Raw genomic sequence first — 20716 nt, forward strand, 5'->3', positions numbered from 1 at the left:
TGATTACTCTGTTGCCGCCAGGATGGGAATGACCTTGGCGGCAGGTGCGGTCTGCTGTTTTTCTGCGGGCGTGGCCGGCCGGATCTGGTTGCGCTCATTGACGAAGACAATATTGTCGTCACCCGCCACGCTGTTGACGAAGCTGCGGAAGCGCTTGCGCACTTCAGGGTCATTAACGGCGGTTTTCCATTCGTCCTGGTAGTTATCCACGACATGCTGCATCTGCGCTTCCAGCTCTGCGCCCAGGCCGAGCGAGTCGTTAATCACGACATCACGCAGGTAGTCGAGGCCGCCTTCCATATTGTCGCGCCAGGTGCTGGTGCGTTGCAGGCGGTCAGCGGTGCGGATATAGAACATCAGGAAGCGGTCTATCATGCGGATGGCTTCTTCTTTAGTCAGATCACTGGCGATCAGCTCGGCGTGGCGTGGTTTCATGCCGCCGTTACCGCACACGTACAGGTTCCATCCGTTCTCGGTCGCAATCAACCCCACATCTTTGCCTTGGGCTTCTGCACATTCACGCGTGCAGCCTGAGACGCCAAACTTGATTTTGTGCGGGGCACGCAGGCCTTTGTAACGGTTTTCCAGTTGCACGGCTAGGCCGACACTGTCATCGACGCCATAGCGGCACCAGGTGGAGCCGACGCAGCTTTTGACCGTACGCAACGATTTGCCGTAAGCATGGCCAGATTCAAAGCCAGCCGCGATCAACTCTTCCCAGATATTGGGTAATTGCTCCACGCGGGCACCAAACATGTCCACGCGTGCGCCACCGGTGACCTTGGTATACAAGCCGTATTTTTTCGCAATCTGGCCGATGGCGATCAGGCCATCTGGCGTGACTTCGCCGCCCGGCATGCGTGGCACCACCGAGTAGCTGCCGTCTTTCTGGATGTTACCCAGGAAATAGTCATTCGAATCCTGCAAGGACGCCAGGTCTTTTTTCAGGATAAATTCGTTCCAGCATGAGGCCAGAATGCTAGCGGCGGTGGGTTTGCAGATATCGCAGCCCAAGCCCTGACCATGCTTATGCAGTAACTCGTCAAACGATTTGATCTGGCCCACACGCACCAGGTGGTAAAGCTCCTGGCGCGAATACGGGAAGTGTTCGCACAGGTGGTTGTTGACGGTCATGCCCAGCCTCATCATCTGCGCTTTCATGACTTGTGTCACCAACGGCACGCAGCCGCCACAAGCCGTACCGGCTTTGGTGCAAGACTTGATGGCGCCTATGCTGCAATTGCCAGCCGCCACCGCTTCACCAATGGCGCCCTTACTGACGTTATTGCAAGAACACAGCACCGCGGTATCCGGCAGGGCATCGACGCCCAGGCCAGGTTTTTCCTTGCCATCACTGGCTGGCAGAATCAGGAATTCAGGATTTTCCGGCAACGGCATGTCGTTGACGGTCATCTGCTGCAAGGTGCCGTATTCATCGGCATTCCCGATCAGCACCGCACCCAGCAGCTTTTTGCCATCTTCGCTGACGACGATTTTTTTGTAGATATTGCGCACTTCATCGGTGTACTGGTAGCTGCGGCAACCATGGGTTTTGCCATGGGCATCGCCGACGCTGGCGACATCCACGCCCATCAGTTTGAGCTTGGTGCTCATATCTGCGCCCCGGAACGTGGTCGATGTTTCACCCAGCAGGTGTGCGCAAGCAGTACGTGCCATGTCATAGCCAGGTGCCACCAAGCCAAACATCTCGTCGTTCCAGCTGGCGCATTCGCCGATGGCGTAGATATTGTGGTCATTGGAGCGGGAGAAGTCATCAATGGCGATGCCGCCACGGGCGCCGATGGCCAGGCCGGATTCACGTGCCAGTTCATCACGTGGGCGGATCCCGGCAGAGAACACGATCATGTCGGTTTCCAGCCAGGTTTCATCAAAAAACACCATGCGGTGGCGTGCAGTCGCGCCGTCTACAATCGCGGTGGTATTGCGGCTGGTGTGCACGTGTACACCCAGTGCTTCAATTTTGCTGCGCAGCACTTTGCCGCCCGCTTCGTCTACTTGCACCGCCATCAAACGCGGCGCAAATTCAACCACATGGGTTTCCAGGCCCATGTCTTTCAAGGCTTTGGCACATTCCAGACCTAGTAAACCACCGCCTACAACGACACCACTCTTGGCGGTTTTGCCTGCGGCCGTCATCGCTTCCAGGTCTTCAATGGTGCGGTAGACAAAACAGTTTTCACGGTCGCGCCCGGCGACAGAAGGGACAAATGGATAAGAGCCGGTTGCCAGTACCAGTTTGTCGTAGGGCAGGATAGTGTTGTCTGTCAGAGTCACGGTATGCTGGTGGCGGTCAATCTGGCTGACGCGGGCATTCAGGCGTAACGTCAGGCCCGGCCGGTCATAAAACCCAGGCTCGACCAGCGACAGGTCTTCCGCCGTACTGCCCGAGAAAAAGCTGGACAGGTGCACGCGGTCATAAGCCGGGCGTGGTTCTTCGCCTAGCACGGTGACTTGCAGGTTGGCGGCGGCCAGGTCAGGGTGGCGTTTCACCAGTTCTTGCACAAAGTAATGTCCCACCATGCCGTTGCCGACGACGAGGATGCGTGTGTGTTGATTCATCTTGTATTCCTAATCAGATGCAAGCAGGCAGTGTCACGATGTTTTCATGTCAGTTGCGTGCATTGCGTTACCAAACTCAAAGCCTAAAAACAAAAACGGCGTCCATAGCCTATGCCGCGATTGCACATTGCAATCCTGCGAAACAAGCTATGGACGCCGTTGTCCGGTTAGAGATTGGCCGACGATGGACAATCTCTGGTTTAAACATGGCATGATCAAATGCCACGTATTACAAAAAAAGCAATTGGCATGCCAACCGCCAGCAGAAGCGGGTGAATGACTCAGGGTTTATTTTAAGTCATTGATTCGAATTGATTTTATCTGCATGCGCTGGTGCATCGCTCAACCCGTGGGCGCCAAGTGATTGATGCGATTTTGGTCTTGTGCACGCTAATGAGGCATGCGCACAGGATTGCAGCACCGGGATTGTATAGTGGGCACCGTCCGCTGCAGGCAGGCAAACGGACTCACTCAGGCGCGGTTTTGCGGGGCCTATTCCGCATGGCTTTTACCATGCAGCTTCACCAGCCGTTTAAGCTCGGGCACGCAGGAGCCGCAACTGGTCCCGCATTTGAGCTTGGCTTGCAGCGTGGCGAGATCTGCGCCCTGCTGGCAGGTTTCGATAATCTCATTTTCTGAGACATCCAGACAGTTACAGACGATTTTGCCGCGGGATTTTTGTCCGGTGGGGGGCGCCGCCAGCGGGGCGAGGGCCCACTTGCGTAGTTCATCGGTAAACTGGCCTTCAAGCATGACTTGTTTGAGCCAGTCTGCTGCCAGTGTTTCACCAATCAGGCGTACTGCGCTGACCTGGCCTTGCTCGACCAGGATGCGTTTGCTAATGCCGCGTTTGACATCATCCAGGCGCAGCATGGGCGCATCTTCCACCATGCCGAGTAAGTGGTCGAGCTGGGCAATCAGCTTGGGATCCGGTGCGGCGCCATGGGCGGCACGCAAAATCAGCATGCCGCTGCCACGGCCATAGAGGCCCACTGTGGCGTAATCAAAGGCTGGCAGCAAGGCACGAATGTCGGCAAGCAAGTGCAGGTCGTTGCAACTACGCATGACCGTCATTTGCCACGGCAGGCTCAGTTTTTCGATTTTGACGGCCGTGTGCTTGAGCTCAGGCTGCTTGGAGCTTTTGTCAAATGCTGGGGGCATCAACGCATTGACGCCAAGGCCATGCATAAACTGGCTGCCCCAATGCATGGGGATAAACAGCTCCGCCGGTTTGACCTCCTCTGACCGTTGGACCTTGATGGTGAGCGTCCCACGCTTGTTACTCAACTTGACGATATCGCCATGGCTGATCTGGCGGCGCTGCATATCATCGGCATGCATGGAGACCACGGGTTCTTCGACGTGATTGTAAAGCTGCGCCAGGGTGCCGGTACGGCTCATGCCATGCCACTGGTCGCGCAGGCGGCCGGTCAGCAGGCGGAACGGATGGCGCGCATCCGGTTTGTCGGCGGTTGGTTTATACACCGCGCTGACAAAATGCGCCTTGCCGCCCGGTTTCTGAAACACGCCATCGGTGTATAAGCGCGCTTCGCCTTGGCTGGCGCCCAATTTAAATGGCCATTGTTGCGGGCCTTGAGTTTCCAGGATTTGATAGCTTAAGCCGCCGATATCGAGATCGCGGCCTTTGGTGGTTTCACGGTGCTCATTAAAAATGGTTTCGGTATTCGGATAATTAAACAGCGTTTGGGGTTTACCCAGTTTCTGTTCCAGCCGCTGCGCAAAATCAACCACCGCCTCCCAGTCATGACGGGCTTCTCCCGGCTTGGGGGCAGCAGGCTGCACGCGTGTGATGCGGCGCTCGGAGTTGGTGACCGTGCCTTCTTTTTCGCCCCAGGTGGAGGCTGGCAGGAACACATCCGCATAGACATTGCTGTCGGTATTGTTAAACGCATCTTGTAGCACAACTAATTCTGCCTGTTGCAGGGCTGCCAGCACATTATTCAGGTCTGGCATGGAGTGTGCGGGGTTGGTGCAGGCAATCCAGATCGCCTTGATTTCGCCATTTTTAACCGCTTCAAACATCTCTACTGCGGTTTTGCCTGGCGTGGCCGGGACGTCGGGCACGCCCCACAAGCGGGCCACTTCAGCACGGTGTTCGGCATTGGCCAGGTCGCGGTGGCCCGACAGCAGGTTGGCCATGCCGCCAACCTCGCGGCCACCCATGGCGTTGGGCTGGCCGGTCAGTGAGAACGGCCCCGCGCCGGGCTTGCCGATCTGGCCGGTGGCCAGGTGCAGGTTAATCAGGGCCGCATTTTTTTCGGTACCATGGATGGACTGGTTCAGCCCCATGCAATACATGGACAAGGTCGGGCCCGCACCAAACCACTTGGCGGCCTGGATAATATCGGCCTCAGGCACGCCACAAATATCGGCCACCATCTTGGGGGTATATTCGCGCACGGTTTCCTTGAGCGCCTCAAAGCCTTCGGTATGGTTGCGGATATACGCCATATCCAGCAGGCCTTCCCACAGCATTACATGCAGCAAGCCGTTAAACAGCGCGACATCGGTGCCGGGCAAAATCGCCAGGTGCAAGTCGGCCAGCTGTGCGGTATCGGTGCGGCGCGGGTCCACCACCACCATTTTCATGTCCGGATTTTTGGCCTTGGCATCTTCAATGCGGCGAAACACAATCGGGTGGGCAAAAGCGGTATTCGAGCCGGCAATAAACAGGCACTGCGTATGATCGATATCTTCATAACAGGCAGGCGGGGCATCGGCGCCCAGCGTGGCCTTGTAGCCGGCCACGGCCGAACTCATGCACAGACGTGAATTGGTATCGACGTTGTTGGTGCCGATCAGACCTTTAGCCAGCTTGTTAAAGACATAGTAATCTTCGGTGAGCAACTGGCCAGAGATGTAAAAAGCCACTGCATCCGGGCCGTGGGTCTTAATAATGTCTGCAAAGCGGTCCACGGTGTAGTCGAGGGCGGTATCCCAGCTCACTCTCTCCCTGGGCGCATGGCGGGAGAGGCGGACTTCCGGGTACAGTGCGCGTGCATCCAGTTTGGCGGTCAGGTGTAGCGTAGAGCCTTTGGTGCACAGGCGGCCATAGTTAGCCGGGTGCTCGGGGTCACCTTTGACATCAACAATCTGCTGGCCCTCGGTGGTAATAATGACGCCACAGCCCACGCCGCAATAGCAACAAGTGCTGCGCGTTTCGCGCCGGTGCTGGTAAAACGTCACCGGCTCTGCGGTCAGCGCATGGTTGGAGGTCTGGAGTTGTTGCTGTTGCGTCATACGATACCTGGAAATTAAGAAACCTGGGAAATGAATAAACCTAGGAGCGACAAATTACTTGTTTAATTGTAGATAAACCATGCCATCTTCTACCTTGACGGCATAGCAGGCGGTTTGGCCAACATCGGGTTCTTCGGCCTTGCCATCGACCAGGCTGATTTTCCAGCTATGCAGGGGGCAGGCCACTTTGTCGCCGTAGACCAGGCCTTGTGACAGCGGGCCCCCTTTGTGCGGGCAACGGTTGTTGAGTGCGAATACGCGGTCATCTTCGGTACGGAACACGCCGATATCGATCTCGCCATGACGCACCACGCGCGCGCCCAGGGCAGGGATGTCATTCACTGGGCAGATTTTAGTCCAATTCATTTTTTCCTCTTTTCGTCTTTTTCATGCAAGGCTGGTCTTACGAGACCAGCAGCAGATAAATCAATAACACATTGACGCACAATGAAATAATCGCCAGCCATTGCCACTTCACCAGGCGTGCGCGGGCAATCAACGGTGTACGCGGGATGACGATGGGCCTGAGTTCGCCATGCTCCAGTGCCAGTAGCATTTCTTCGGCGGTTTCAAAGCGGGTTTCCGGTTTGCGGGCAATCGCTTTCAGGATAATGTTTTCCAGCCAGGCAGGAATCTCCGGCCGGTAGCGGCTGGGCCGCACCGGTTCACCAAAGCGCGGGGACTGGAACGGCTCGATTTCACCATAAGGATATTTACGCGTCAGCAGGTGATACAGCGTCACCCCTGCGGCGTAAATATCGGCCTGGCGGTCCGCCAATTTGCCGTCGAACAACTCCGGTGCCATAAAACTGGGGGTGCCGGGGTTTTCCATCTGCTCGGGCATGGGCAGCGTGGTATTGAGCGCGACCCCAAGGTCCAGAATGCGCAGCCGCGTATCACTGCCGAGGTGGATATTGGCGGGTTTGATATCACGGTGCACAATATTGAGCCGGTGCAGCATGCTCAAGCCACGCAACAGGTCCTGGCCGATATTGGCCACGCCGTTGATGGTGAAATGATGACCTGCGTCCAGCCGTTGCTGCAGGGTGGCTCCTTCATGCCAGGTCATCACGTAATACAAGTGCGTGCGTTGTTCGCGCGTGAGCGGCAAAATTTGCGGCACACATTGAGATACCACGCGCTTGCCCAGCCATTCTTCATTAAGCAGGGCTTCGCAACTCGCTTTATCCTCCGCGCGGGCGGGCTGCAGGGTTTTCAGCACAAATAATTGCCCGGCGGCATTTCTTACCTGGTATAGCATACTAATGCGAGAGTCATGCAACACGCGGGTGACGGTAAAACCATCTAATGCGTCCCCTACGGCCAGTTTGCGCGGCACTGGCAGGCTCAAGGCATCGGCCAGCATGTCGGTCAGGTGATCTTGTCCGAGCTGGTCGATCCGCACCACCACGGCAGACGCGTTATCCTGGCCACCAAGCTCCAGCGCTTGCCGCGTCAGGTGCTCCGCCATCAGTTGTGGCGTATGGTAGAGCATCAGTGTTTTGTGCAGTTCGGCCTCGCCCATTGCTGCCCACACGCCATCACTGACAATCGCATAGACATCGCCGCTTTGCAGCAGGCCTTCGGCATAATCCACGCTCAACTGGTCATCAAGCCCGACCGCGCGCTTGAGCACATGCCGCATATCGGGGCGGTCCCAGACATGGTCGGTGGTTAGGCACTGTAGAGACTGTTCACGCAGGCGGTAGATGCGGGTGTCGCCGACATGGGCCAGCACATAGCGCTGCCCGCGTAATACCAGCATGGATAAGGTGGTGGCCATGCCGGCCATCTGGCTATGTTTGCGCGCCTGTGACAGCACCCAGCGGTTAGCCGCCTGGATCACCTTGTCCAGCGCATGCTGGATAGTCCAAGTTTCCGGGGTGGCGTAATAATCTGCCGACACCGTCCGTACCGTCATCTCGGCGGCTTCGGCGCCGCCAGCCCCGCCGCTGATGCCATCGGCCACCGCCAGCAAGGCACCCTTGATCTCCAGCTGTGCATCTGCAGGCGTCACCAGACCGACGTAGTCCTCATTTCGAGGCCGCGGTCCGGTGAGGCTGCTTTCGCCGACGCTGATCCGTAATTTCATGTAGGGGTCCGTGATGACGCTAACATTGCAATGCTGGGCGGTTGTCCGCTGCCGCTAAATTTTGGCGCTGGTGACCGTTGCTGCGCCCCAAGTGGTGCGCCAGCGGTTTTTTACGCGTGAGAGACCAATCAGCGCCAGAATCGCCAAGCCGGCAAAAATGGTCAGGCCGACCTGGTAGCTACCGGTCACTTGCTTAGAGTAGCCTAAACTGGACGCCAGGTAAAAGCCACCGACGCCCCCGGCCATGCCGACCAGACCAGTCATCACGCCAATTTCCTTGCGGAAGCGCTGGGGCACCAGCTGGAATACTGCGCCGTTGCCCATGCCGAGCGCCGCCATGGCGAGCACGACCACCAGCAAGCCGAGCGACTGACTACCGAGACCAAAGCTTAAGATAAACAGGAACACGGCTGCCAGCACGTACATGGAGCTCAGTGAACGGATACCGCCGATGCGGTCAGCCAACCAACCGCCAATGGGGCGCACCAGCGAGCCGGCAAAGACACAGGCTGCAGTGAAGTAACCCGCATGCACAGCATCCAGCCCATACTGGTCGTGGAAGTAAATGGTCAATGAAGAGGCCATACCGACAAAACCGCCAAAGGTGACGCTGTAGAAAAACATAAACCACCAGGCATCTTTATCCTTGAGCACGGCCAGGTATTGCGACAGCGATTTCGGCGCAGGGGTATCCGGTGCATCTTTGGCCAGGGCCAGGTAAACCACAAACGCCAGCGCCAGCGGAATCAGTGCCAGGCCAAACACATTGTTCCAGCCAAAGGCAACGGCCAGGCCAGGTGCAAACAGGGCGGCCAGGGCAGTGCCCGAGTTGCCTGCACCGGCAATGCCCAGCGCAGTGCCCTGATGCTCAGGTGGATACCAGCGTGAGGCCAGCGGCAAGGCCACCGCAAATGCCGCCCCGGCAAAGCCCAAAAACATCCCCAGTAACAAGGCTTGCTGGTAGGTATGGATGCCATGCAGCCAGGCGGTGAGCAGGGCTGCGATGACGATGACCTGGCCAATCAGGCCAGCTTTTTTCGGCTGTAGCTGATCCACCAGTACGCCCATGACAATCCGCAGCAGGGCGCCAGTCAGGACCGGCGTGGCGACCATCAGGCCTTTTTGCGCCGGATTCAGTTGCAGGTCGGCGGCGATTTGCACCGCCAATGGCCCCAGCATAACCCAGACCATAAAACTCAGGTCAAAATAAAAGAAGGCCGAAAACAGGGTGGGTTTATGGCCCACTTCCCAAAAACTTTTTTGCATCTTAATTCTCCCGGGCGTGCCAGCAGGATGCTGTCACGCCACTTTACATTTAAACAGTATTTGTCTTTACACAACAATCGTGTCGAACTCTTTGTGGGCATCACGCTGACTGACACGTTCTGCCCACGGGTCCACCGCGCCTTGTAGCGCATACAACAGACGCTCATATGCCGCTTTGCGGCCTTCAGCATCTTCTAGAATGCGTTTTTTCACATAATCCAGCCCGACACGTTCTATCCAGTGCACGGTACGGTCCAGGTAACGGGCTTCTTCCCGGTAGAGCTGGATAAACGCGCCAGAGTATTCAATCACCTCTTCAGCGGTCTTCACCTTGCATAAAAACTGCGCGACTTCGGTTTTGATGCCACCGTTGCCACCGACATAAATCTCCCAGCCGGAATCCACGCCGATGACGCCAACGTCCTTGATGCCGGATTCGGCACAGTTGCGCGGGCAGCCAGATACTGCGAATTTGACCTTATGGGGTGCCCACATATGGTCAAATGCCTTCTCAATATCGATCCCCAATTGTGTGGAGTTTTGCGTGCCAAAGCGGCAAAACTCCGAGCCGACACAGGTTTTTACCGTGCGGATCGATTTACCGTAAGCATAACCGGACGGCATATCGAGGTCCGCCCACATGCCGGTCAGGTCTTCTTTTTTGACGCCCAGCAAGTCGATGCGCTGACCGCCGGTGACTTTCACCATGGGTACCTTGTATTTGTCGGCGACATCGGCGATTTTGCGCAATTGCTCGGGCGAGGTGACGCCACCGTACATACGCGGCACCACAGAGTAAGTGCCGTCTTTCTGGATATTGGCATGCACACGCTCATTGATAAAGCGTGATTGCGGATCATCCTTGGCTTCATGCGGCCAGGTCGAAATCAGGTAATAATTCAACGCCGGCCTGCAGGTGGCGCAGCCATTCGGCGTTTTCCAGCCCATGCCTTTCATGGCGGCTGGGATGCTCAGGTATTTGTGTTTGCGGATTTCGTCGCGCACTTCTTCGTGGTTAAAGTCGGTGCAGCCACACACGGCTTTGCTGCTGGAGGGTGGCGCGTAACCGCCGCCCAGCGTCGAGGCCAGAATCTGCTCAACCAGGCCGGTACAACTGCCACAACTGGACCCAGCTTTAGTGTGTTTTTTGACGTCGTCCAGCGTAAACAGGCCTTGTGCCTGGATCGCTTTGACAATGGTGCCTTTGCAGACCCCATTACAACCACAGACCTCCATTTCGTCGGTCATGGCGGAAACCTTGTCCTGACCCTGGTGGCCGGTATTGCCCAGACTATCTTGCCCGAACATCAAGTGATCACGGATTTCGTGGATCGGCTTTTTGTCGCGCAGCATCTGGAAATACCAGGCTCCATCCGTCGTATCGCCATACAGCACGGCACCGATGATGGTGTCATCTTTGATCACGAGTTTTTTGTATACCCCGCCGACCGCGTCGTGCAGCAAAATTTCTTCAGCATCGTCACTGCCCATAAAATCACCGGCAGAAAACAAATCTATACCGGTCACCTTCAATTTTGTCGAAGTGACCGAGCCTTTGTATAAGCCGATACCAAAGTTGGCCAAATGTGTGGCGCACACTTTGGCCATTTCAAATAAGGGTGCCACCAGGCCATAGGCGATGCCACGGTGGTTCACGCATTCGCCTACGGCATATATGCGCGGGTCATAGGTCTGCATGGTGTCGCTCACCACAATCCCGCGGTTGCAATGGATGCCTGCCGATTCGGCCAAGGCATAGTTGGGGCGGATGCCCACTGCCATGACCACCAGGTCGGCCGGTATTTCCTGGCCATCTTTAAAGCGTACGGCGACCACACGGCCGTCTTTGCCGATCAATTGCTCCGTGTCTTTTTGCAGCAAAAACTGTAGCCCACGCGCTTCAAGGGATTTTTGCAGCATCTTGCCCGCGGTCTTGTCTAGCTGGCGCTCCAGCAGCCATTCATTTTTATGCACCACGGTGACGTCCATGCCTTGCACCTTGAGGCCGTTGGCGGCTTCCAGCCCAAGTAAGCCGCCACCGATGACGACGGCATGCTTGTAGACCTTGGCCGTAGCGATCATGTCGTTGGTGTCTTTAATATCGCGGTAGCCCAGCACGCCTTGCAAATCTGCACCGGGGATCGGCAGGATGAACGGCTTGGAGCCGGTCGCCAGCAACAAGCGGTCATATTCCACCGTGAGGCCGTTTTCTGCAGTCACCGTCCGCGCCTTGCGGTCTATTTTGTTGACACGGGCGCTGGTATGCAGCGTGATGTGGTGCTCGGCATACCATTCACGGCTATTCAGGATAATGTCATCGATGGTCTGCTCGTTGGCCAGCACCGGTGACAACATGATCCGGTTATAGTTGGGGTAGGGTTCATCGCCAAACACGGTAATGTCGTACATGTCCGGCGCGATCTTGAGCAGTTCTTCCACTGCTCGCATACCGGCCATGCCGTTGCCGACCACCACCAGTTTCTGTTTTATCATTTAATCACTCCTTTAAGCGCTTATGCTGCATCGCCGATGCTGAGCCAGCGTTGCAGGTTTTGTTGCCAATCTTGTTCTTGTTGGCTGTTTCTGGCTAATTTCACCACTTCGCCGACCACGATAATGGACGGGCTTTTAAGACTTTGCTGATGGGCCAGATAAGGCATGGCTTGCAGCGTTGAGGTCAGGCCACGCTGTTCGGCGCGTGTGCCGTTTTCAACCACCATACAGGGCATGTCTGTGGGCATGCCTGCAGCGATCAGTTCGCGGCAGATTTCAGCCAGATGCTGCATGCCCATGTAAATGACCAGGGTGGTATGGCTGGCCACCAGCGCTTGCCAGGGCAGGGGGCCGCCATCTTTGGTATGGCCGGTGACCAGCGTCACGCCATGGTTGTAGGCGCGGTGGGTCACCGGTACCTCCATGCTGGCGCAACTGGCAAGGCCACTGGTCATGCCCGGAATAATTTCGTAGTCAATATTGGCGGCACGCAGTGCCAGCATTTCTTCGCCACCACGGCCAAACACAAACGGGTCACCGCCTTTCAGGCGAGCCACGGTTTGGCCTTGTTCGGCCAGGGCGATCATCATGCGGTGAATAAAATGCTGTGGCGTAGACTTGCAACCGCCGCGCTTGCCCACCGGCACAATACGCGCCTGCGGGCAATGCTTGAGCAGTTCAGGGTTGACCAGGTCATCGACCAGCACCACCTCTGCCAGCTGCAAGGCCTTGACCGCCTTGAGCGTGATGAGCTCAGGGTCGCCAGGACCGGCACCGATTAAATACACTTTGCTTGCTGACATGAGGGGCTCCTTTGGTTTGAGACGAGACGTCCGCTTAGAAAGTATACATGGCGGTCAGCCACAGTTTTTCGGTATCACGGATACGGCCAGCATTGCTTGTGCTATTGGGGCCAGTCGCGTAATGGTCGTCTTCGGTGTATTTGCCGTACTCCAGTTTGGTCATCCAGTTTTTATCCACATTCCAGGTGACGGCGGCGTTCCACTCGGTACCGTAACGGCTGCCATTGCGGTTGGTGCCGCTACCCACGGTATAAAAATCCCTGTCCGCGTCAATGATGTGATAGTCGGCAAAAAACAGAAAATCGCCATAGCGGTAAGTCGCCGTGACAAAACTATCTTTGATGCCATCGCGTGGGGTGACCAAAAACTTGTCTACCCAGCCCTGGAACAAATGGTTGGTCCCAAATGGGGTTTGGAAGGCATATTTTCCGTTGTTGCTGGAGAGTAATTCCTGGTCTACACGCAGGTTGAAGTTATCAATCCCGAAGCCACCGCCCAACTTGTAGTAATGCGCATCAATGCGGCTGTCACCGCCGCTGTAGTCAGACTGTTTGGCGTATTCCGCGGTGTAGTGCGCGCGGTAGTTAGGGGTGAAGGGGTGGGTGCCGTCCAGCCGGAGGCCAATAATTTTGTTGCTTTGGTCGGCAAACTGGTTGTTCGTGCCTTTGGGGTTGTTAGAGGCCCCTACACCAAACCAGCCATTACCAAAGCCCAGGTTTTCAAAGTCAGAGAAATACCCATAGCCGACCAGAAACTCGGTCGGGGAAATACGGTAGCGGCCATTGATGACTTCCAACGCACCATGATGCGCTGCCGTGGTGATCTGGTTCACCTTGCTAAAGTGGGCCGCATAAATTTCGGTATCCGGGATGGTCTTGTTAAATACCGAGACGCCGTCAAATACCTGCATGACCTGGCGGAAGGCAATGTCACCAATAAAACGTACATTATCCAGGTTCACTTGTTGGCGGCCCGCACGTACACGGGTGTTTTTGATGCCAGTCCAGTCGACAAACAGCTGGTTGATATCGGTGTAGTCCGGGTCTACCACTTTGGCATACTGAATGCCGCTGTTCTGGTTGGATGCGCCGTTGATCAATACATTGTTGGTGCCGTCATTAAACTGGCTATTCAATTGCGTCACATTGATCAACTGTCCGGCCACACTCCAGTTGTGGTAAGGCGCGGTTTGCCAGCCAATCAGGCTGCGCAAGGTGTATGCATGCGCTTCTTTCAGGTTCTGGTTTGCCGTCGGATTCGGGCTGCCATTGGCATAGGTCCCAGGCTGCAAGCCATCCTGATCAACGTTTTCATAACGTAATCTGAAGCTGCTCATGTTTTTACCGGTTTTAATGGCGTCCATAAAGGTATATTCAGGCAGGGCCTCTTCTTCGGCCATTGCCGGTGAGCCAAGTGCGGCCAGCAGGATGGCTGCGGAAACTTGACGCAAGCGGGGGTGTAGGTTAGCGTTCATGTGTTGCTCCTTTTCTCTATTGGGGTAACCTTGCTTGGATGAGGGTTGCTTTTGATAAGCAAGTGGCGCTGGCAGGTGGCCGCCTGCCAGCGCCTTTCACTTAGGCCGCTTTTTTGGCGTGCCGCTCATACAGAAACTTCAAAACTTCGCTGCGCAAATGCGTGTAAGCCGGGTCTTCCACCAGCTCCAGGCGTTTGCGTGGACGGGGTAAATCGACTTCCAGGATTTCACCGATGGTGGCTGCCGGGCCGTTGGTCATCATGACGATGCGGTCCGAGAGCAGTACGGCTTCGTCCACATCGTGTGTCACCATGACGGCAGTACAACCGGAACGTGCCATGATGGCCATCAGTTCGTCTTGCAGGCCAGCACGGGTCAGCGCATCCAGCGCACCAAACGGCTCATCCAGCAGTAACACCTTGGGCTCCATGGCGAGTGCCCGGGCAATCCCTACGCGTTGCTTCATGCCGCCAGAGATTTCATTCGGGCGTTTTTCCATAGCGTGGCTTAAGCCCACCAGCTCCAGTGCTGCGCGGGTACGTTCTGCCAGTTGTGCTTTGCTTTCAGTGGCCGCAAACACGCGCTCCACCGCCAGGTAAACATTTTCATAACAGGTCAACCAGGGCAGCAGGGAGTGGTTTTGAAACACCACGGCGCGCTCAGGACCCGGCTTGGCGATTTCGCGGCCGGCACAAAACAAATAGCCGTCTGTCGGTTGCAACAAGCCGGCAATCAGGTTGAGCACGGTCGATTTGCCACAGCCGGAGTGGCCGATGATGGAAATGAATTCCCCTTCCTGGATAGACAGGTTGATGTCTTTCAAGGCCTGGAAACTGCCTTTTTTGGTGTTAAAAATCATGTTGACGTTTTCAATCAACACATAGCGGTCTTGTTTTACAGTGGTCGTCATGATTAGAATCCTTCAGTCAAATGGGGCGAGTCATTATTCGTAGCTATAGCGTTTGGCCAGCATGACCAGACACTGCTCCAGCAACAAGCCGACGATGCCCACAATGAAAATCGCGATGATGATGTGCTCAACATTCAGGTTGTTCCATTCATCCCACACCCAGAAGCCAATGCCCACACCGCCAGTCAGCATTTCTGCCGCCACAATCACCAGCCACGCTGCCCCAATCGACAGGCGTACGCCGGTCATCATGTAAGGCATGACATAGGGCAGCAGGATTTTGGTGATGACCTTCCACTCGGACAGGTTCAGTACCTTGGCCACGTTCATGTAGTCTTGCGGCACTTTGCTCACCCCCACCGCGGTGTTGATGATCATCGGCCAGACGGCGGTGATGAAAATCACCCAGATCGCCGCCGGGTTCGCAGCTTTGAATACCAACAGGCCGATCGGCAGCCAGGCCAAGGGGGAGACGGGTTTGAGTAGGCTGATAATGGGCGCCGCCATTTTGGACATAAAGGCGTAGCGGCCGATGACAAAGCCCATGGGGATGCCAACAACGGCTGCCAGCGCGAAGCCGGTGGCGACGCGTTTGAGCGAGTTGAGGATGTTCCAGCCGATGCCCATGTCATTCGGGTTGTTGATGTAAAACGGGTCGCTAAACAGTTCCACCGCCGAATGCCAGGTTTGCACCGGTCCCGGCAAGCCCTGAGTCAGGGCGGCCACGGTAGACCAGATGGCGCCAAAGATCAGCAGGCCAATCACAGGCGGCAACAGTCCTTCAAAGACTCGTTTGGCTATTGCCGCCCATGCCCCGGCTTTTTTGCTCGCCGGGGTGGCTGCTGTTGCGGTGGCCGAGAGAGGGCTCACCACCGCGACAACCGGTTTTGCTTGCTTGGCTGGCATTGCTTTGGCAGCCTGCTCACTGTTTTGCATGATTTTTTCCTTGTTAAAGCTGACGACACTCATGGTGACTCTCCTTGAAAGAATTACGCTTTAACCTTGAAGCCATTGGCATAGCCTTTGGGATCTTTGCCATCCCACACCACGCCATCAATCAGCTTGCTGCTACGCATCACGTCTGTCGGCACGCTAATGCCCAGAGATTTGGCGGCTTCGGTATAAATATCAATGCGGTTCACCTTTTTCGCCACGCCGAGGTAATCCGGGTCAGACTTGAGCAAGCCCCAGCGTTTGTGTTGGGTCAGGAACCACATGCCGTCTGACAGGTAAGGGAAGCTGACTTTGCCGTCATTGAAGAACTTCATGTAGTTGGGGTCTTCCCATTTTTTGCCGATACCGTTGTCGTAGTGGCCGAGGAAGCGGCCTTCAATCACTTCTTCTGGCGCGTTGACGTAGGCTTTGCCTGCAATCAGCTTGGCTACCTCGGCGCGGTTTTTAGTCGCATCGATGTAGCGTGAGGCTTCGAGAATGGCTTTGGTCAGTGCGAGGGCCGTGTTCGGGTTTTTAGCAATAAAGTCAGCGGTGGTGCCCAATACTTTTTCCGGATGGTCTACCCAGATATCTTGGGTGGTGGCTACGGTGTAACCGATCTTGTCGTAAATGGCACGGGCGTTCCAGGGTTCGCCCACGCAGTAGCCATCCATATTGCCAATCCGCATGTTGGCGACCATTTGTGGCGGTGGCACCACAATGGTTTTCACGTCCTGCATCGGGTTGATGCCATAGGTCGCCAGCCAGTAGTACAACCACATGGCGTGCGTGCCGGTAGGGAAGGTCTGGGCAAAGGTAAAGTCGCGGTTTTCGTTGTCGAGCAGGCGTTTCAGCGTCGCGCCACTGGTGACGCCTTTTTCCTTGAGCTGGTTAGCCAGCGTGATGCCCTGGCCATTGTTGTTCAGCGTCATCAGCACGTTCATGTCTTTTTGCTGGCCGCCGATGCCCATTTGCACACCGTAGATCAGGCCATATAACACATGTGCGGCGTGCAGCTCACCATTGACCAGTTTGTCGCGTACCCCTGCCCAGGAGGCTTCTTTAGACGGCACAATCTTGATGCCATACTTTTTATCAAAGCCCATTTGTGCGGCGACGATAATCGGTGCACAGTCGGTCAGCGGGATAAAGCCCACTTTCACTTCCGTGATTTCTGGCGCATCTGAGCCTGCCGCCCAAGCCTGGCTACGGATGGCGGAAGGCACCATGTTCATCATGGCGGCAGCACCAAACGCGCCTGCCAGCGTATTCATAAAGAAATGGCGGCGTTGCTGGTTCACCTGGTCCACCGGCGTTGCCTCGGTGGGGGATACATTTTTTTTGTCAGAACTGCTCATGTCGGCTCCTTGAGATTTGATTCGAAAAAGGGGTTCGGAAAATACAAAACAAAAAAGGCGTCCTGAATGCAGACCGTGGTCTACACTCAGGACGCCTTTGTCCTTATCTTTGCCAGCCGTGGATGATGAAACAGCAACGGCTAATCAGAAATTCAAACTGTGGTTTCCAGTTAACTCACTACAAGCAACGCACCGCCTTTGGTAAGTTGCTTGATTTCATATAAGCAAAGCCTGTGCCAAGTGGGTTGATTTTTTTAAGTGATTGATTTTAATTGGGTTTTAACGGAACTTTTTTCAAGCAGGGCTTAAGAAGGGGGCATGCCTCTCGCACCACGTGGGTGCGGATGCACCAATTTGAAGGTCTGGTAGCGTTGTGAAAACCGTTATCGCGTCACGGTGTGATGGGCCAAAATATTTTCCGCCACATCAATAATTTTACGGTTTTGCTCCATGGCCAGGCTACGCATGGTTTTGTAGGCTTCCATTTCATTGAGGCCGCGCGTACTCATGAGCAAGCCCTTGGCGCGCTCAATCAATTTGCGCTCGGTCAGCGCCTTTTTGGTGTCTGAAAGCTCTGTTTCCATGTCGGCAATTTGCCGGGACTGGTGTTGCAGCAAGGCGATCATAGACGCCATGGGATAGGTTTGCGAGGTGTCATGGGCCTGAAAGTTCAGCGCATTTTCGATGGGAATCGCCAGGTTGAAAAACGTGCTGTTCAAGTTGGCCTGCGGACTGGCCTGGATAGTTTGCAGGTACTGCCGGGTTTGCTCGTAATCTTGTTTGGCCTGGCGGGTGAGCCCGGCCAGCAGTTCATGCATAGTGTCGACCAGCTGGCACTGAATCTGCCACATCTCGCTCAGGCGGCGGCTGCATAAGTCAAACCAGAGGTCGGCATGGCTGGGGTTAAGGGTTTGTTGGTCGCGCGCGCTGGTCAGCTTGGCGCGGTACTTGGTATGTTGCTGCTGCCAGTCACTGGTTTGCCACTGCTGCCAGACTTCACACAGTTCTTTACTGCCAAACTGGCATACCAATTCAAAGTGCCGCTCCTGCTGCGCAATCAGTTCAAACAGCTTTTGCTGGTGTGGCAGTTGCAGGCTGCCAGAGCCAAATAAATAAGCGCCCACTGCACGTTCCTGTCCTGCAAATTCCTTGCCCTGGATCAGGTTGTACAGGGCCAACAAACAGGTAGAGATCTTGCTGTTGACTGAGCTGTCGGTGATCTCGAAGATCAGCGCAATCAAGCTGCCTATGAGGCGGTTAAATGATTCGATGCCATCGGCAAACGAAATATTGAGCAGGGTAATTTGATGCCGCAGTGTGGTCATCTGGTCCAGACCGAGCAATATCCAGGAGATCAGCGTCAGCTGCTTGGCATCGGCGCGGCTGTTTTTATCCAAGTGTTGCTGCAAGGCGGCCCTGAAGCCGGTTTCGATCGCCTGGTTCTGCGCCACAGTCTCTGCCCGCTCGGCGGCAAAGCGCTGGCCTTCGGAGGCAATATAGAGACAACTGGCGCCACGCTCAATTTGCAAATGGTGGATCAGTTGGCCAATTTTTTCTACAAACGCAATGCAGCTATCCAGGCGCTCGAGCTCTTCGATATGCCTGATTTTGGCCAAGGTAATGGTTTGCGCGGGGGAAATGTCGGTCATCATCGGACTAATTCAAGCAAAAACTGTGCGCAGGACCGGCAGCGGCCATGCAAGGGCGTGCATTCTAACGGTGTTTGGCTGGATTGGACAATAGACCGTCGGTTTGCAGCAGCGCACGTGCAATGTCTTCCACCGTCACGCGTTTGAGCATGGCCTGCTCGCGCAGGATTTTGTAAGCCTCGGTTGCACTGATTCCGCGCGCATGCGCCAACATGGCTTGTGCCGCACTGATTTCGCCTGCCGCCTGCAGTTTTTCTTCCAGGCGCTGGTTACGTTTGCGCAAAGTTTTCAGTTGCTGGCAATGATGCATGGTCAGGATGAGGGTGGAGAGCAAGCCTTTGGCTTGCAGCGGCCTTACCAGCATGCCATGACAGCCCAGCGCAGTGGCCGTCTCCAGCGTGGTCGGGTTTTCATAATCGAGGACACCGATCAGTGGAATTGCTGAATCTGGGCTTAGCCAGGGCAGTTTCTTTTTTGCGCTGGCCTCGGCGTCGAGCAAAAAAATCACCAGCTCGGTGTCTGCCGGCAGTTGGGGGATGGGCGGCCATAAAGCGACGGTCTGGCAGCCAATCCGATGCAATTGCTGGACCAAGACTTCGCGGTTCTGGTCTTCTGGATGAAAAATGGTGATGCAGGCATGCCGCAAATGGCGGAATAACTCCAGCGTCGAGCGCTGGGCGGACGCTGGCTTGGCTGGGCGCTGAGGCGTTGCGGGTGTGTCAGCCAACGCGATACTCCGTTGCCTGGGCCAGGTTATTCCAGCTGGCGCCAGGATGCGTGACCAGGTAAGGGTCGGGCATGACCGCCTGGGTGCCGCCACCGGCAATGATTTCAAACTGGCCGCTGGCATTGACACGGGCAATGCGCGGATGCAGGCTGGTATGGTGGTTGCCAGCGTCAATGGCAATGCGTCCTTGCAAGGCTTCAAATTCACGGCCTAGCACGTGGGGGAGCAGCACATCATACTGGTCACTGCCAGCGGCACGCATGGCCTCGGCAAACAGCTGGGTTTGAAAGTAAGCCGCTTCCCAGGCCATGTTAGGGACGATGTCGGGGCCGTATTGCTGCTGGAAACGGGCGATGCAGGCCTGGTTTGCGGCACTGGCGATACTTTGAAAATAAGGGGCAGATGTCAGGTGGCCCTGGGCCGCTGCAGCCCCCATTTCTGCCACTTCTGCTTCCGAGGTCGTCAGGCTGGCAATGGGCGTCTGCAGCGCATCCATGCCGAGTTCGGCATAGGCCTGGTAGAGTCGCTGCGTTGCTTGACCGACGACGGTAGAAAACACAAAATCGGGTGCCTTGGCCTTGATATCCTTGACCACGGCTAAAAAATCTTTTTCTGTGGCCGTCAGCGGCACGTAGCGTTCAGCCAGTTTTTTGCCACCCGGGACTTCAAGAATGAAGTCACTCATGATGCGGTTGGACTCATAGGGGTAAATGTAGTCGCAGCCTATCATGTAGACGCGCGCACCAAAATGCCGTGTCATGTAATCGGCCAGTTGTGCACTGTTCTGGTTGGGCGCCGCACCTGTATAAATCACATGCGGCGAGAACTCAAAGCCTTCATATGGCGTGGGGTAAAACAGTAGCTTGCGCCATTTTTCCACCACCGGGATCACCGCTTTGCGCGTACTGGACAGGTAGCAGCCAAAGATCACATTGACGCCATCCTCGCGGATCATACGCTCTGCCAGTAACTGGTATTGTTGCGGCATGCCCTGCGGATCATAGTGGACAGGCACCAGTTCACGCCCATGAATACCGCCCGCCGCATTGATTTCATCTATGGCAAAAAACGTGGCAAAGGCCTGTGAGCGCTCTATGGTGGCCGTGGCGCCGCTGGTGGAAAACAGCACGCCGACCGGGATCGGGTCAGTGTTTGCCATGAGATTCTTTC

The 20716-nt window shown here is 55.8% G+C and carries 14 protein-coding genes; all 14 read right to left on the bottom strand.

Annotated elements, in window-relative coordinates; genetic code table 11:
- Positions 1–3 precede the first annotated feature (3 nt).
- Positions 4–2580: a nitrite reductase large subunit NirB gene (gene nirB / locus ACIDF8_RS06505; protein WP_412009809.1), complete on the bottom strand. Its 2577-nt coding sequence runs from the start codon at positions 2578–2580 to the stop codon at positions 4–6.
- Positions 2581–3072: 492 nt separating this feature from the next.
- Entirely contained in the window at positions 3073–5841 is a 2769-nt protein-coding gene (locus ACIDF8_RS06510) for a molybdopterin-dependent oxidoreductase (protein WP_412009810.1), read from the bottom strand.
- Positions 5842–5895: 54 nt separating this feature from the next.
- Positions 5896–6207, bottom strand: a complete 312-nt coding sequence (nirD, locus tag ACIDF8_RS06515) for a nitrite reductase small subunit NirD (RefSeq protein WP_412009811.1) — start codon at positions 6205–6207, stop codon at positions 5896–5898.
- A 37-nt stretch (positions 6208–6244) separates the two neighbouring features.
- Positions 6245–7933 (bottom strand): protein kinase domain-containing protein, encoded by a 1689-nt coding sequence (locus ACIDF8_RS06520; protein ID WP_412009812.1) that lies wholly within the window; start codon positions 7931–7933, stop codon positions 6245–6247.
- Positions 7934–7987: 54 nt separating this feature from the next.
- The gene (locus ACIDF8_RS06525; RefSeq protein WP_412009813.1) at positions 7988–9199 is read right to left on the bottom strand and encodes a nitrate/nitrite transporter; all 1212 of its coding nucleotides are present in this window, start codon (positions 9197–9199) and stop codon (positions 7988–7990) included.
- Positions 9200–9265: 66 nt separating this feature from the next.
- The gene (nirB, locus tag ACIDF8_RS06530; RefSeq protein ID WP_412009814.1) at positions 9266–11692 is read right to left on the bottom strand and encodes a nitrite reductase large subunit NirB; all 2427 of its coding nucleotides are present in this window, start codon (positions 11690–11692) and stop codon (positions 9266–9268) included.
- Between the two features lie 20 nt (positions 11693–11712).
- Complete coding sequence (cobA, locus tag ACIDF8_RS06535; RefSeq protein ID WP_412009815.1) at positions 11713–12495, bottom strand: uroporphyrinogen-III C-methyltransferase; 783 nt, start codon at positions 12493–12495, stop codon at positions 11713–11715.
- Positions 12496–12529: 34 nt separating this feature from the next.
- Entirely contained in the window at positions 12530–13969 is a 1440-nt protein-coding gene (locus tag ACIDF8_RS06540; protein WP_412009816.1) for an alginate export family protein, read from the bottom strand.
- Between the two features lie 100 nt (positions 13970–14069).
- A complete protein-coding gene (locus ACIDF8_RS06545; RefSeq protein ID WP_412009817.1) occupies positions 14070–14879 on the bottom strand; it encodes an ABC transporter ATP-binding protein in 810 nt (269 codons plus the stop codon).
- A 33-nt stretch (positions 14880–14912) separates the two neighbouring features.
- The gene (ntrB, locus tag ACIDF8_RS06550) at positions 14913–15848 is read right to left on the bottom strand and encodes a nitrate ABC transporter permease (RefSeq protein ID WP_412009818.1); all 936 of its coding nucleotides are present in this window, start codon (positions 15846–15848) and stop codon (positions 14913–14915) included.
- Positions 15849–15868: 20 nt separating this feature from the next.
- Positions 15869–17170, bottom strand: a complete 1302-nt coding sequence (locus tag ACIDF8_RS06555; RefSeq protein ID WP_412009819.1) for a CmpA/NrtA family ABC transporter substrate-binding protein — start codon at positions 17168–17170, stop codon at positions 15869–15871.
- Positions 17171–17553: 383 nt separating this feature from the next.
- Positions 17554–18822 carry a nitrate- and nitrite sensing domain-containing protein gene (locus tag ACIDF8_RS06560; protein ID WP_412009820.1) on the bottom strand — a complete coding sequence of 423 codons (1269 nt, stop codon included), beginning with the start codon at positions 18820–18822 and terminating at the stop codon, positions 17554–17556.
- Positions 18823–18883: 61 nt separating this feature from the next.
- Positions 18884–19546 carry an ANTAR domain-containing response regulator gene (locus ACIDF8_RS06565; RefSeq protein ID WP_412009821.1) on the bottom strand — a complete coding sequence of 221 codons (663 nt, stop codon included), beginning with the start codon at positions 19544–19546 and terminating at the stop codon, positions 18884–18886.
- Complete coding sequence (locus tag ACIDF8_RS06570) at positions 19539–20705, bottom strand: transporter substrate-binding domain-containing protein (RefSeq protein WP_412009822.1); 1167 nt, start codon at positions 20703–20705, stop codon at positions 19539–19541. The genes ACIDF8_RS06565 and ACIDF8_RS06570 overlap by 8 nt, the downstream gene beginning before the upstream one ends.
- Positions 20706–20716: the final 11 nt, after the last annotated feature.

Origin of the sequence: Methylophilus sp. 3sh_L (genome assembly GCF_046766015.1) — a bacterium.
In the GTDB taxonomy this organism is placed as follows: Bacteria; Pseudomonadota; Gammaproteobacteria; order Burkholderiales; family Methylophilaceae; genus Methylophilus.

Coding starts and splice junctions, on each gene's coding strand:
- ACIDF8_RS06545 (WP_412009817.1), bottom strand. CDS start 14,879: ATGACGACCACTGTAAAACAAGACCGCTATGTGTTGATTGAAAACGTC.
- ACIDF8_RS06525 (WP_412009813.1), bottom strand. CDS start 9,199: ATGCAAAAAAGTTTTTGGGAAGTGGGCCATAAACCCACCCTGTTTTCG.
- ACIDF8_RS06570 (WP_412009822.1), bottom strand. CDS start 20,705: ATGGCAAACACTGACCCGATCCCGGTCGGCGTGCTGTTTTCCACCAGC.
- ACIDF8_RS06555 (WP_412009819.1), bottom strand. CDS start 17,170: ATGAGCAGTTCTGACAAAAAAAATGTATCCCCCACCGAGGCAACGCCG.
- nirB (WP_412009814.1), bottom strand. CDS start 11,692: ATGATAAAACAGAAACTGGTGGTGGTCGGCAACGGCATGGCCGGTATG.
- nirB (WP_412009809.1), bottom strand. CDS start 2,580: ATGAATCAACACACACGCATCCTCGTCGTCGGCAACGGCATGGTGGGA.
- ACIDF8_RS06510 (WP_412009810.1), bottom strand. CDS start 5,841: ATGACGCAACAGCAACAACTCCAGACCTCCAACCATGCGCTGACCGCA.
- cobA (WP_412009815.1), bottom strand. CDS start 12,495: ATGTCAGCAAGCAAAGTGTATTTAATCGGTGCCGGTCCTGGCGACCCT.
- ntrB (WP_412009818.1), bottom strand. CDS start 15,848: ATGAGTGTCGTCAGCTTTAACAAGGAAAAAATCATGCAAAACAGTGAG.
- ACIDF8_RS06520 (WP_412009812.1), bottom strand. CDS start 7,933: ATGAAATTACGGATCAGCGTCGGCGAAAGCAGCCTCACCGGACCGCGG.
- ACIDF8_RS06560 (WP_412009820.1), bottom strand. CDS start 18,822: ATGATGACCGACATTTCCCCCGCGCAAACCATTACCTTGGCCAAAATC.
- nirD (WP_412009811.1), bottom strand. CDS start 6,207: ATGAATTGGACTAAAATCTGCCCAGTGAATGACATCCCTGCCCTGGGC.
- ACIDF8_RS06540 (WP_412009816.1), bottom strand. CDS start 13,969: ATGAACGCTAACCTACACCCCCGCTTGCGTCAAGTTTCCGCAGCCATC.